The organism is Sphingobium fluminis (assembly GCF_037723805.1).
Classification (GTDB): Bacteria; Pseudomonadota; Alphaproteobacteria; order Sphingomonadales; family Sphingomonadaceae; genus Sphingobium.
Map to the genome: position 1 here is coordinate 1 of NZ_JBBJUK010000004.1, position 13,639 is coordinate 13,639.

The following is a 13,639-nucleotide window of genomic DNA, read 5'->3' on the forward strand; positions in this document are numbered from 1 at the left end:
GCCCCAGCTTGGAGCATCGCCGTTTTTGGGGGGCACGATCCAGATCTGGAACATTTTCGTGGTGACATCCTCCAGATTATATTCGGAGTGACGCACGCCTGATCCCGCGCTCATGACCTGAACGTCACCGGCCTCCGTCCGGCCCTTGTTGCCCAGGCTGTCCTCATGCGTGATAGCGCCTTCGCGGACATAGGTTATGATTTCCATGTCGCGGTGAGGATGAGGCGGGAAGGCGTCGGTGATCTCGCTGAACATAGGGCCGGAGAAGCTGTCGACGGCAACCGTTGTCAGGATAGTGGAGACGTTGAAGCCGGCGGCTGCGTTGGCAAAGCCACCGCGCCGCTGATCGCAAGAAAGCGATTACGGCAGAAATTCGCGAAGTCGAGAATGAGATTGCTCGACTCGTAGATCGCGTGATCGAAGCGGAAAATGCCATGCTCATTGCAGCCTACGGAAAGCGTATCAGCGAGAGTGAGAATCGTAAGATCGAACTGGCCGAAAAGCTCGACAATTGCGGGCGTCCGATTGCCAGTTTCGACGGGGCATTTAGAACGGCACTCACATCCCTCGCGAACCCTTATAACTATGGGTTTCTGAGCGATTGGACCTCAAGCATATGTGCTCAAGCTCTGTTTTGCTCAGCGCTCGGAATATGTCAAAAATATTGGATTTAGAACTTCCCTAACCTCTTCACCTTTCAAGCCTTTTCAGACTTTCAAGGAAGAGATGGGGGGAATGGTGCACCCGGAGCGATTCGAACGCCCGACCCTCAGATTCGTAGTCTGATGCTCTATCCAGCTGAGCTACGGGTGCACTGGAGTGGCGCGGATAGACGGGGGCTGCTGTTCTGGCAACCCCTTTTTCGCCCTTTTTTGATCGGGCCGATTTGACCAGGCAGCAACCGGCAACCTTTGTCCGTCGAGGATCGTTTCCACGGGTGAAAGGATATCCTCATGACCTTCACGATGAACGATATCGTCCTGTTGCTGATCGCCTTGCTGATCGGGGTCGTGCTTGGCCTGATGATGAGTGGTCGCGGACGATTCAAGCAGTTGTGGCGAGATGAACAGGCCGCGCATCGCCATTCGATCAGCGACCGGGACGCACGGATCGAGGTCGCAAATCAGCGGGTCGCGGAACTGGAACGGCGCAGGGAGCCGATCGGTTCGGGCACGGCGACGGCGGTAGCCGGGGCGGTGGATGGCCGGGACGACCTTACCCAGATCCATACGATCTCGCGCGAGGATGAAATTAGACTCAACGAGGCCGGCTATCATCGTTATGCCCAGATCGCCGCGCTCAATGACGAGCAACAGGCCACGCTCGAATCCCGGCTCGGGCGCCGTCCCGGGCTGATCGCGCGGGACGAATGGGCCCGGCAGGCGCAGTTGCTCTCCGACGGCAGGAATGAAGATCACAGCAGCTATTTCAATCGGCGCAAGACCCCGCTTTAATGAAAAAGGTGGGGGAGACCGCAAGGCCGCCCCTGCACCTCAGGTCATGCGTGCCAGGGCGGCCTGAGCCGCCGCAAGACGAGCGATCGGCACGCGATAGGGCGATGCCGACACATAATCGAGGCCAATCGATTCGCAGAAAGCGATCGAGGCCGGATCGCCGCCATGTTCGCCACAAATACCAAGTTTGATCCCCGGCCGCGTGGCGCGGCCCCTTTCGGCGGCGATCTCGATTAGTTCGCCCACGCCTTCGACATCGATGCTGACGAAGGGATCGCGCGCGAAAATGCCCTTGTCGACATATTGCGTCAGGAACCGTCCGGCGTCGTCGCGGCTGATCCCGATCGTGGTTTGCGTCAGGTCGTTGGTGCCGAAGGAGAAAAACTCGCCTACTTCCGCAATCTCGCCGGCCTTGAGCGCGGCGCGCGGCAGTTCGATCATGGTGCCGACCAGATAGTCGACGCTTGCCCCCTGTTCGGCGAAGACTTCGGCCGCGACGCGATCGACGATCGCCTTCATCAGCTCCAGTTCCTTACGGGTCGCGACCAGCGGAATCATGACCTCGGGGATCGGCGCGTCGCCGCTGCTCTTCTTGACGATGAGCGCCGCCTCGAAGATCGCACGGGCCTGCATTTCGTAGATTTCGGGATAGGTGACGCCAAGGCGGCAGCCGCGATGACCGAGCATAGGGTTGAATTCATGCAATTCCGCCGCGCGCCGTTTGAGCACGTCGACCGATATGCCGGCGGCTTTGGCAACCTCCTCGAAATCGGCTTCGCCATGGGGCAGGAATTCGTGGAGCGGCGGGTCGAGCAGGCGGATCGTGACCGGCAAACCCGCCATAACCTCAAATATCTGCGCGAAATCGTCGCGCTGTTCGGGCAGCAGCTTGTCGAGCGCGGTGCGGCGCCCCTTTTCGCTGTCGGCGAGGATCATCTCGCGCACGGCGGTGATGCGAGCGGCGTCGAAGAACATATGTTCGGTGCGGCATAGACCGACGCCCTCCGCGCCGAATTCGCGCGCGACCGTGCAGTCCTGCGGCGTTTCGGCATTGGCGCGCACCTTGAGGCGGCGGACCTTGTCGGCCCATACCATCAGCGTGCCGAAATCGCCGGCGAGCTCGGGCTGCACCGTGGGCACCGCGCCGGCCATCACCTCGCCGGTGGATCCGTCGATGGTGAGGATGTCGCCTTCCTTCAGCGTTCGATCGCCGATGCGCAGGATCTTGGCGGCGTTGTCGATCGACAGGCTGCCCGCGCCCGACACGCAGGGGCGGCCCATGCCGCGCGCGACGACGGCGGCGTGGCTGGTCATGCCGCCGCGCGCGGTGAGGATGCCCTTGGCGGCGTGCATGCCGTGAATGTCTTCCGGGCTGGTTTCGACGCGGACGAGGATGACCGATTCGCCCAGTTCGCTGTGGCGCTCGGCGGTGTCGGCGTCGAATACGATCGCGCCGGAAGCCGCGCCCGGTGAGGCGGGCAGGCCCTTGGTCAATACGTCGCGGGGCGCCGATGGATCGAGCGTCGGGTGCAGAAGCTGGTCGAGCGCGGACGGATCGACGCGGGCGACCGCCTCCTCCTGCGTGATCAGGCCCTCGGCGGCCATGTCGACCGCCATTTTGAGCGCGGCTTTGGCGGTGCGCTTGCCCGAGCGGGTCTGGAGCATCCACAGCTTGCCCTGCTGCACCGTGAATTCGATGTCCTGCATGTCGCGATAGTGGCGTTCGAGGATCTGGAACACGTCGGCCAGTTCGGCGTAGGTCTCCGGCAGCGCCTCTTCCATGCTGAGGGGCTTGGCCCCGGCGCGCTCGCGGGCGGCCTTGGTCAGATATTGCGGGGTGCGGATGCCGGCAACGACGTCCTCACCCTGGGCGTTGATCAGATATTCGCCATAATAGGCATTTTCGCCGGTCGCCGGATCGCGGGTGAAGGCAACGCCGGTGGCGGAGGTTTCGCCCATATTGCCGAACACCATCGCCTGTACGTTGACGGCGGTGCCCCAGTCATGGGGGATGGAATTGAGACGGCGATAGACCTTGGCCCGATCGGCCTGCCACGAGCCGAACACGGCGTTGATCGCGCCCCATAGCTGGTCGTTTACGTCCTGGGGGAAGTCCTTGCCCCAAAGCTTTGAAACGAGGCCTTTATATTCTTCGACCAGCGCCTTCCAGTCGTCGGCGGTCAGCTGGGTATCGAGCGTGTAGCCCTGATCCTCCTTGGCGATCTCCAGCGCTTCTTCGAATGCGCCATGATCGAGTTCGAGCACGACGTCCGAGTACATCTGGATGAAGCGGCGGTAGCTGTCCCAGGCGAAGCGTTCATCGCCGCTCGCGCTTGCGAGGCCCTGCACGGTGGCGTCGTTGAGGCCGAGGTTGAGGACGGTGTCCATCATGCCGGGCATCGAAATGCGCGCGCCCGAGCGGACCGAGACGAGCAGCGGATCGGACGGGTCGCCGAAGCGCTTGCCGGTCACGCCTTCGATATGGGCGATGCCGCCTGCAACCTGCGCCATCAGGCTGTCGGGATAGACGCCGCCATCCTCATAATAGCGGGTGCACATTTCGGTGGTGATGGTGAAGCCCGGCGGCACCGGCAGGCCGATCGAGGCCATGCCGTCGAGGTTGGCACCCTTGCCGCCCAGCAGGTTCTTGTCGCCCTTGCCGCCGTCATCGACGCCGCCGCCGAAACGGTACACATAGCGGGTGGCGGTATCGGTCATGCTGGTTTCTTCCATCATAATCATCGGTGGGCGATCTCCCTATTGCAGCGAGCCATAATATATTTGTGCGCTGCAACAAAGACCTCTCATGGTGACGGGCGCTTCATAGACCCGCTTCGGCTTAACTTCGCATAGTTCCCGGACAATTCGACTATTTATTGCGCTATCCGGTAATTTTCGAAAAGTCTGCGACAGCGTGCACCGCATCCCGCACCCGCGCAAGCAAGGCAAGCCGGGCGGTACGTTTGGCGGGTTCCGCATCATTGACCGTGACGGATTCAAAGAAGGCGTCGATGGGCTGGCGAAGCGATGCGAGCGCGGCCATCGCGCCCTCGAATTCTTCGTCCGCCACCGCCTGCGTCGCACGGGGCTCGGCCGCGTCGAGCGCGGCGATCAGGGCAGCTTCGGCGATTTCGGGGGAATAGGACAGGGGTGAAATTCCGTTCTCCGCCGAGAGGCGGAGTCCAGGGCGGGATTGCGCTTCATCACGCTGGGCTCCTGCGTCCGCAGGAGCACTGGCCAGGGCCGGCGCTTCCTTCTTGAGGATGTTGGCGGCGCGCTTGTAGCCGGCGAGCAGGTTCGCGCCGTCGTCGGTGGCGATGAAGGATTGCAGCGCTTTCACGCGCGCGAGCAGGCGGACGAGATCGTCTTCGCCCCCAAGCGCGAACACCGCGTCGATCAGGTCGTGACGGACGCCGGCTTCCTTTTGCTGGACCTTAAGGCGGTCGGCGACAAACTCCGGGATGCCTAGCGCAGCACTTGCACTCCACAAGTCGAAAAGGCGAGTGAACTCGTGGGCATGTTCGATTGGCGCAAGCTCTAGGTAGCGATCGATCAGTTCAACTCGAAGAAGGTCTAATGCCTTCGGATCATAGCTTTTCTCTTCGAGACCCACAAAAATATCGTCATTGCGAACGCTTCTCACTGCGCCTTCAAACCAAGCGAGATGGGCGATTGTGAACAAACGTCTCAATGGCAATCTGAGATGGTTTTTGATTACAATTTGAGCAATGCCGATAACGGCACGCCTCAGCGCGAAAGGATCTTTCGACCCAGTCGGCTTTTCGCCGATGGCAAAGAAAGCAGCTAGCGTGTCAAATTTATCCGCCAGACTCACCGCCACCGTCACCGGCGCGGTGGGTACGTCGTCACCCTGCCCGACCGGCTTGTAGTGGTCGCGGATGGCATCGGCGACCGCGTCGGGCAGGCTCTCGGCGCGGGCGTAATAGCCGCCCATAATGCCTTGCAATTCGGGGAATTCGCCGACCATTTCGGTGACGAGGTCGGCCTTGCACAGGCGGACTGCCTGTTCGGCGAGGGTGGCGAGCGCCTCTCTCTCTTCGTCATTCCCGCGAAGGCGGGAACCCATCTCTCCGCCACTATGGGAGTCGCGTGGGGCCACATGGGTCCCCGCCTGCGCGGGGACGACGGGGGTGGTTAAGGTGACGATGCCTTCTTCCACCAGCCATCTAGCGAGTTTCGCCACGCGGTCGACCTTGTCGGCGACGGTCCCCAGCTTCTCGTGGAAGGTGATGCGGTCGAGCTTTTTCGCATGATCTTCCAGCCGGACCTTGCGGTCCTGTTCCCAGAAGAAACGGGCGTCGCTGAGGCGTGCGGCGAGGACTTTGCGGTTGCCGGCGACGATGGCTTCGCCGCCGTCCTTCGCGTCGATATTGGCGGTGCAGATGAAGGCTGGCGCCAGCTTGCCGGTCGCGTCCTTTAGCACGAAATATTTCTGGTTTATCCGTAGGGTTAGCTGGATGACTTCAGGGGGCACCTCAAGGAAAGCGGGGTCGAAATGCCCGAGCAGCGGCACCGGCCATTCGGTGAGGCCCGCATTTTCGGCGACGAGGCCCTTGTCCTCGATCACGCTATAACCGTGCGCGGCGGCGGCTTCGGCGGCTTTGGCTTCGATGATCGCCTGCCGTTCCTGATGGCTGACGATCACATGGCAGGCGCGCAGCTTTTCGACATAGTCGTTCGCGCCGCCAATGGTGATTTCGTGGGGATGATGGAAGCGATGGCCCAAGGTTGCGAAGCCGCTTCGCACGCCGTCGATCTCTATATCGATCAGATCCTCGCCGAGGATCGCGACGATGCCCTGCAGTGGGCGGACCCAGCGCAGGCTTGTCGTGGTCTGACTGGCCGCCCCCCAGCGCATCGATTTGGGCCAGGGGAAGGCGCGGATCACGGCGGGAACGGCTTCGGCAAGGACGTGCGCGGTGGCGCGACCGGGCTTGCTGACGGTGCCGAACCAGATGCCGTCGCGGTCCTCAAGCTGGTCCTGGGTCAGGCCGGTCTTGCGCAGGAAGCCTTCGAGTGCCTGTGGCGGTGCGCTGGTGCGCGGGCCTTTAAACTCCTCACTGACGGCTGCGGTTTCGAGCGGCAAATCGCGGGCGATAAGCGCGAGGCGGCGGGGCGTCACGAAGCTTTCGAAGGCAGCGGGTTTGAGGCCGGCCTTCGTCAGTTCTTCGGTGAAGAGGCGGGCGAGGTCGTCCGACGCCTTCGACTGCATGCGCGCGGGGATTTCCTCGCAGCGGATTTCGAGGAGGAAATTGCTCATGCAATTTTCTCCGAAGCCCCGGCGAAGGCCGGGGTCTCAGGCCGCAGGGCGCAGCGTTCAAGGCATGAGATCCCAGCCTTCGCTGGGATGACGGTAGGGGGCAGGGAAATATACGTCATCACACCGTCCACCCAGGATATTGCGCAGACCACTCATCCCAATTCGTGGCAATCCACTCTTGGCAGCTGCCTTTAGCCATGTCCCGGACTTGCCCCATATAGCTGGCGCGCTCTTGCACCGAAATCACGCCTCGCGCCTGGAGCAGGTTGAAAACGTGGCTTGCCTTGATCGCCTGATCGTACGCCGCCAATGGCAATTGAGCATTTATGCAACTGCGCCATTCAGCTTGACAATCCTTGAACCAGCGGAACAGCTTTTCGGTGTCGGCGATCTCGAAATTCCATTTCGACATCTGCTGTTCGTTCGCGAGGAAGACGTCGCCATAGGTCACGCCGGCATCGTTGAATTTGAGGTCGTAGACGCTGTCGACGCCCTGAATATACATGGCGAGCCGTTCGAGGCCGTAGGTCAGCTCGCCCGCGACCGGCTTGCAGTCATAGCCGCCCATCTGCTGGAAATAGGTGAACTGGCTGACTTCCATGCCGTCGCACCAGACTTCCCAGCCAAGCCCCCACGCACCCAGAGTCGGGCTTTCCCAGTCGTCCTCGACGAAGCGGATATCATGGACCAGCGGGTCGATGCCGATTTCCACCAGCGACCCCAGATACAGTTCCTGAAGGTTCGCGGGGCTCGGCTTCATGATCACCTGATACTGGTAATAATGCTGAAGCCGGTTGGGGTTTTCGCCATAGCGGCCGTCGGTCGGGCGGCGGCTGGGCTGGACATAGGCGGCGTTCCACGGCTTTGGCCCCAGGCTGCGCAACGTGGTCGCGGGATGAAAAGTGCCCGCGCCGACTTCCATGTCATAGGGTTGCAGGATGACGCAGCCCTGCCGCCCCCAATAGGCGTGCAGGGTCAGGATCAGGTCCTGGAAGGAAAGGGGCGAGCCTTCGGCCACATGTCGTCCTTTGGCAAAAAAGACCGGGATATGAATGGCCGCGCCTTGGCCCATGGGGGCAATAGGGTCAAGGAAAAGCAGCGGCAATCAGGGTTAAGGCGCTTGCGCGGGAGGGCCACGCCCCGCATGAACAAGGCGGTTTTCACGATGCGGATGCTTTGGCGATATGAACTGGCCCCTCCCCCGCCTGCTGGTCGCCGGACTGTTGCTACTGGGCGGATGTACGCAGGAGCGGCCGGTTGCCGTTCCTCCTCCCCCGGCGGCGCTCGGCGCGCCCGCCCTCTGGGAAGTGGAGGATGCCGACACCCGCATCTATCTGTTCGGCACGGTCCATGTGCTCAAGCCCGATGTGCACTGGTTCGGCGGCGGGGTGAAGCGCGCGTTCGACCGGTCGGACGAGCTGGTGGTGGAGATTATCGAGCCGGAGGACCCCGGCGCTCTGGCGGGCCTGATGGCGGGCAAGGCGAGAGCGCATGACGGGGTGAAGCTGTCGGACCGGCTGGAGCCGCAGGCGCGCACGAAATATCAGGCGGCGATGAGCGCCAACGGCCTGCCATGGCAGGCGTTCGAGGGGTTCGCCCCGTGGATGGCCGGCATGGCGCTGTCGGTCGCGCCGCTCGATCGCCTGGGCTACGAGGCGGAACTGGGCGCGGACAAGATACTGATGGCGAACGCGAAAGCGCAGGGCAAGCGGATCGAGGCGCTGGAGACGGTGGAGCAGCAACTGGGCTTTTTCGCCAGCCTGCCGATGGACCAGCAGGTCAGGTTCCTGACGAGTACGGTCGATGGGCTGGGCGATATGGAGGCGCAATTCGCCTCGCTCATGCGCCATTGGCAGCGGGGCGAGCCCGACAGGCTGGCGAAGGAAATGAACGAATCGCTGGAGGCGACGCCGGAGCTGGCGCAGCTTTTGCTGATCGGGCGGAACGCCAGTTGGGCGAAGTGGATCAAGGCGCGGCTCGACCGGCCGGGCACGGTGTTCGTCGCGGTCGGTGCGGGGCATCTGGCGGGCGCTGGCAGCGTGCAGGATCAGCTCAAAGCGCTCGGCATCGCGTCGGCGCGGGTGGGGGAATAGAGGGATGCGCATGATTTACAGGCTCCTTGCGCTGCTGGCTTTGACGGCATTGGCGGCTTGCGGGAGCGAGGCCCCTGCCCCCGCGCCATCCTCCCAGTCCGGCCCGGCGCTGTGGCGGGTGCAAAAAGGGGCGCTGGACGGCTGGCTGTTCGGCACCATTCATGTGCTGCCTAAGGGAATCGCGTGGGAAACGCCTGCGATCGGGCGGGCGATGAGCCAGGCGGACCGGCTGGTGCTGGAGGCGGCGGACATTCAGGACGCGCCCAAGACGCTCGGCCTGTTCGAGAAGATGGGGCGCAGCGCTGGGCTGCCGCCGCTGGAGGCGCGGGTGCCGGCCGGCGAGAAGGAGGCGCTCGACACGGCGATGCGCGAGGGCGGCACCAATACGCAGTTGCTGTCGGGCTATGAAAGCTGGGCGGCGGCGATGCTGCTGTCGGCCGCCACCCAACAGGCGCTGAAGGTCAGCCAGGACGACGGGGTCGAGCAGGCGCTGATCGCGACGTTCAATGCAAAGCGCAAGCCGATCGGCGGGCTTGAGACGGTTGAGCGCCAGTTCGGCGCGTTCGACACGCTGCCCGAGGCGGCGCAGCGGCGATTGCTCGTCCAGACGGTGCATGAGGCGAAGGATATGAAGGCGCTCTATGATCGAATCCTCACCGCCTGGGCCAAGGGCGACATGGAAGCGATCGCGAAAGAGGATGAGATCGGCGAGCAGCCCGATCCGCTGGTCGAGGAAGCCGTGCTGGTGGCGCGCAACCGCGACTGGGTGAAGGCGATCGGGCCGATGAAGGGCAAGCCCTTCATCGCCGTGGGTGCGGGCCATCTGACCGGGCGGGAGAATTTGATCGAGTTGCTGGAGGCCAGGGGCTATTCGGTGACGCGAGTGCAGTGACTCGGAAAAAATGCCCGTTCGTCCTGAGTAGCTATTGAGCTTGTCGAAATGGCGTATCGAAGGACGCTCTTACGTACGAACCCTTAGATACGGGACTTCGACAGGCTCAGCCCCTACTCAGGGCGAACGGAGTGGACTCATCCCACCCTTGCCTTTGCGCCCTTTTCTGCTAAAGGGCCGCGTTCCCGCTATGGTCATCCCTGGAGGCGTGGCGGGAAAAGACTATCAACCAAGCTTTTGGAGACACGCAATGAGCGAGCAGCTTACGCTGTCGGCCGAGGCACGCGATCGGGCAGGCAAGGGAGCCTCCCGTGCCCTCCGCCGTGAAGGCCGCGTACCCGCCGTCATCTATGGAATGAACGAAGAACCCCAGTCGATCCACGTCGAGGAAAAGCTCCTCAACAAGCTGCTCGGCACCGGTCACTTCTTCAATTCGGTCGTCATGGTAGAGGTGAACGGGCAGACCGTACGCACCCTGCCCAAGGATGTGGCTTTCCACCCCGTATCCGATCGTCCGCTGCACGCCGACTTCCTGCGCGTGTCCGAACATGCCTCCGTCCACGTCAACGTGCCGGTGCGGTTCGAAAATGAAGACGCATCGCCCGGCCTCAAGAAGGGCGGCGTGCTCAACATCGTCCTGCATGACGTCGAACTGATCGTCGATGCCGCCGAGATCCCCGACGATATCATCGTCGACCTGACCGGCTATGAAGTGGGCGATTCGATCCATATCAGCGCCGTGACGCTGCCCAAGGGCGCCAAGGCCGCCGACGAGAGCGATTTCACCTTCGCCACCATCGTCGCGCCGTCCGCTCTCAAGAGCAGCGAAGGCGGCGAGGCCGAGACAGCCGAGGCCGAATAATATCTCCAGCCGATAACGATCTTCAACCTCCGTTCGTGCTGAGTAAGGGCTGAGCAACGTCGAAGACCTGTATCAAAGCATCCTTCGATACGACATTTCGACAAGCTCAATGTCCACTCAGGACGAACGGACGTTTTGTCGGGGAGAAGCATCATGCAAATCTGGGCAGGCTTGGGCAATCCCGGCCCGACCTATGCGATGCACCGGCATAATGTCGGCTTCATGGCGGCGGACGTCATCGCCGATCTCCATCATTTTTCCCCTGCCAAGAAGCAGTTTCAGGGATGGGTGCAGGAAGGACGGATCGGCCCCGACAAGATCATCCTGCTCAAACCCGCGACCTTCATGAACGAAAGCGGCCGGGCGATCCGCGCGGCCATGGATTTCTATAAGCTGACGCCGCAGGACGTGACCGTCTTTCACGACGAACTCGACCTCGTACCGATGAAGGTCAAGGTCAAGCGCGGCGGCGGCAATGCCGGGCATAATGGCCTGCGGTCGACCGACGCGCATATCGGGCCCGATTTCCGCCGGGTGCGGATCGGCATCGGCCATCCGGGGCACAAGGACCGGGTGCACGACTATGTGCTGGGCAATTATCACAAGAGCGAAATCGACGCGCTGTCGGACATGCTGGGCGCGATCGGCGCGGAGGCGCCCTGGCTGGCCGAGGGCGACGACGCCCGGTTCATGAACGAGGTTGCGCTGCGTCTGGCGGACTGATGTTCGGGTCAATCGACACTCGTCGGCGTGAGGGATGCCGGGACGATCATATTCGCGCAGAGGCGCAGAGGACGCGGAGATGGGGTCCCGGCGCGGTTGAAAGTTCATAGGGCCTGCGCATTGGACTCTGGGCCCCGGCGTGCGCCGGGGAACAAGATCAAGCTGATATCATCGCATTCTGATTAGGAGTTGGACCGACCGTAGGGCAGTTCCTATCTCTCCGCGTCCTCAGCGCCTCCGCGCGCCCATAAAATAGAGCGGCGCTAACGTCGCCCGCTCAGCCCTCGTCCTTCAGCCTTTGCGCCAATTGCTCGATTTCGGCAGGTTCCAGCAGCCATGTGCGGGTCTTGCGCCCTTCGCGGTGGACCGGCTGGGTCAGGAGGACGCGAGCCTGCTCCTTGGCGAAAGGTTTGAACATCGCGAAATGCGTGGCGCAATCGCGGACGGTGGCGATCAGGGGCGCCTTGCCGTCGAGGTCGATCAGCGTTGCCGGCTGATCCCAGGGGATGGGGGACATGGTGAAACCTTCCTTCATTGACGCCTTTCAAACCATCGCGCCGTGCAATAATCAAGCCGCCAGGGCCAAAAGCATTGATTGCACACATCAGCGATCACGCCATGATGATCATTCCAGCGCCTTTCGGGGGATGCCAGTGTTTCAAACGATTTCGACCACGCCCTTTACCGACCAGAAGCCGGGCACGTCCGGTCTGCGCAAGAAAGTCCGCGTCTTTCAACAGCCCCATTATGCCGAAAATTTCGTGCAGTCGGTGTTCGACAGTCTCGAAGACTTTGCGGGCGAATCGCTGGTGGTCGGGGGCGACGGGCGGTTCCTCAATCGCGAGGTCATCCAGACCGTGCTGAAGATGGCGGCGGCCAATGGCTTTGGCCGGGTAATCGTGGGCCGGGGCGGCATCCTTTCGACCCCCGCAGCCTCGCACCTGATCCGATCGTGCGAAGCATTTGGTGGCCTCATCCTGTCGGCCAGTCATAATCCGGGTGGCCCCGACGAGGATTTCGGGATCAAATATAATGTCGCCAATGGCGGCCCGGCGCCGGAAAAGGTGACCGACGCGATTTTTGAGCGCACGCTGACTATCCGCGACTATCGGATCGCCGTGGCCGATGATGTCGATATCGATGCGATCGGAACCAGCGCGATCGGCGACATGACGGTCGAAATTGTGGACCCGGTCGCGCCCTATGCGGATTTGATGGAGAGCCTGTTCGATTTCGATGGCATTGGCACCATGATCGCGGGCGGCTTCACCCTCGCCTTCGATGCGATGAGCGCTGTCACCGGCCCCTATGCGACCGAAATTTTCGAGAGACGGCTGGGCGCGCCGGCGGGGACCGTGATGAACGGGACGCCCCTGCCCGATTTCGGCGGCCATCATCCCGACCCCAATCTGGTCCACGCAGCGGCGCTATACGAGCGGATGATGGCGGATGACGCTCCCGATTTCGGCGCGGCGTCGGATGGCGATGGCGACCGGAACCTGATCATCGGGCGGCACTGCTATGTGACGCCGTCGGATTCGCTGGCGGTGCTCGCTGCGAACGCCCATCTCGCGCCGGGCTATGCCGGCGGGCTCAAGGGCATCGCCCGGTCGATGCCGACCAGCGGCGCGGCGGACAGGGTGGCGGAAAGCCTCGGAATCCCGCTATACGAGACACCGACGGGCTGGAAATATTTCGGCAATCTGCTCGATGCCGGCATGGCCACCATCTGCGGCGAGGAGAGCGCGGGCACCGGGTCCGACCACGTGCGCGAGAAGGACGGCATCTGGGCGGTGCTGCTATGGCTCAATATCATCGCCGTCCGCAGGCAAAGCGTGGCGGAGATCATGGCCCTTCACTGGGCGACCTATGGCCGCAACTATTATGCCCGGCACGATTATGAGGCGATCGCCAGCGATCGCGCCGAAGCCCTGATGGCGTCGCTCGCCGTCAGGCTCGGGTCGCTGCCGGCGCTTGCGACCAGCGGCGGGACGATCGCGAGCGCGGACGATTTCGCCTATACCGATCCCACCGACCAGTCGATCAGCCGCAACCAGGGATTGCGGATCATCTTCGAGGATGGATCGCGCATCGTCTTTCGCCTGTCGGGCACGGGGACGCAGGGTGCGACCCTGCGCGTCTATATCGAACGCTATGTCGGGCCGGACGGCGATCTGGCGATGGACACGGGCGACGCGCTCGCGCCGCTGGTCGCCGCCGCACAGGAACTGGCGGACATTCGCGGCTATACCGGAATGGACCGCCCAAGCGTGATCACCTGAGCATAAACGTCACGAAGCGGACATGCTGTGGCAACGATGCCTCGCTAAGGGC

The 13,639-nt window shown here is 62.6% G+C and carries 10 protein-coding genes, 1 tRNA gene and 1 pseudogene; 6 read left to right on the plus strand and 6 right to left on the minus strand.

Annotated features, from left to right (window positions below):
• Positions 1–231, minus strand: a pseudogene (locus tag WG907_RS12030) (pirin family protein); the annotation flags it as partial.
• A gap of 505 nt (positions 232–736) precedes the next feature.
• Positions 737–813: transfer RNA gene (locus WG907_RS12035), tRNA-Arg, on the minus strand.
• A 140-nt stretch (positions 814–953) separates the two neighbouring features.
• On the opposite strand from WG907_RS12035, the gene WG907_RS12040 reads away from it, so the two are divergent.
• Complete coding sequence (locus tag WG907_RS12040) at positions 954–1,454, plus strand: helix-hairpin-helix domain-containing protein (RefSeq protein WP_340233080.1); 501 nt, start codon at positions 954–956, stop codon at positions 1,452–1,454.
• Between the two features lie 39 nt (positions 1,455–1,493).
• Here WG907_RS12040 and ppdK read toward each other — a convergent pair whose 3' ends face one another.
• From ppdK to WG907_RS12055, 3 genes are all read right to left on the minus strand, one after another.
• The gene (gene ppdK, locus WG907_RS12045; protein WP_340233081.1) at positions 1,494–4,196 is read right to left on the minus strand and encodes a pyruvate, phosphate dikinase; all 2,703 of its coding nucleotides are present in this window, start codon (positions 4,194–4,196) and stop codon (positions 1,494–1,496) included.
• Positions 4,197–4,335: 139 nt separating this feature from the next.
• Positions 4,336–6,735: a glycine--tRNA ligase subunit beta gene (gene glyS, locus WG907_RS12050; RefSeq protein ID WP_340233082.1), complete on the minus strand. Its 2,400-nt coding sequence runs from the start codon at positions 6,733–6,735 to the stop codon at positions 4,336–4,338.
• A gap of 118 nt (positions 6,736–6,853) precedes the next feature.
• Complete coding sequence (locus WG907_RS12055; RefSeq protein WP_340233084.1) at positions 6,854–7,753, minus strand: glycine--tRNA ligase subunit alpha; 900 nt, start codon at positions 7,751–7,753, stop codon at positions 6,854–6,856.
• 166 nt (positions 7,754–7,919) lie between these two features.
• Between WG907_RS12055 and WG907_RS12060 the strand changes: the two genes are divergently transcribed.
• The 4 genes from WG907_RS12060 (at position 7,920) to pth (ending at position 11,305) form a co-directional block, all read left to right on the plus strand.
• Entirely contained in the window at positions 7,920–8,828 is a 909-nt protein-coding gene (locus WG907_RS12060) for a TraB/GumN family protein (protein ID WP_340233086.1), read from the plus strand.
• A gap of 10 nt (positions 8,829–8,838) precedes the next feature.
• The gene (locus tag WG907_RS12065; protein WP_445326811.1) at positions 8,839–9,720 is read left to right on the plus strand and encodes a TraB/GumN family protein; all 882 of its coding nucleotides are present in this window, start codon (positions 8,839–8,841) and stop codon (positions 9,718–9,720) included.
• Positions 9,721–9,970: 250 nt separating this feature from the next.
• Positions 9,971–10,582, plus strand: a complete 612-nt coding sequence (locus tag WG907_RS12070) for a 50S ribosomal protein L25/general stress protein Ctc (protein ID WP_340233089.1) — start codon at positions 9,971–9,973, stop codon at positions 10,580–10,582.
• 153 nt (positions 10,583–10,735) lie between these two features.
• Positions 10,736–11,305, plus strand: a complete 570-nt coding sequence (pth, locus tag WG907_RS12075) for an aminoacyl-tRNA hydrolase (RefSeq protein WP_340233091.1) — start codon at positions 10,736–10,738, stop codon at positions 11,303–11,305.
• Positions 11,306–11,582: 277 nt separating this feature from the next.
• Here pth and WG907_RS12080 read toward each other — a convergent pair whose 3' ends face one another.
• Entirely contained in the window at positions 11,583–11,822 is a 240-nt protein-coding gene (locus WG907_RS12080) for a hypothetical protein (RefSeq protein WP_340233093.1), read from the minus strand.
• Between the two features lie 136 nt (positions 11,823–11,958).
• On the opposite strand from WG907_RS12080, the gene WG907_RS12085 reads away from it, so the two are divergent.
• Positions 11,959–13,587: an alpha-D-glucose phosphate-specific phosphoglucomutase gene (locus tag WG907_RS12085; RefSeq protein ID WP_340233094.1), complete on the plus strand. Its 1,629-nt coding sequence runs from the start codon at positions 11,959–11,961 to the stop codon at positions 13,585–13,587.
• Positions 13,588–13,639: the final 52 nt, after the last annotated feature.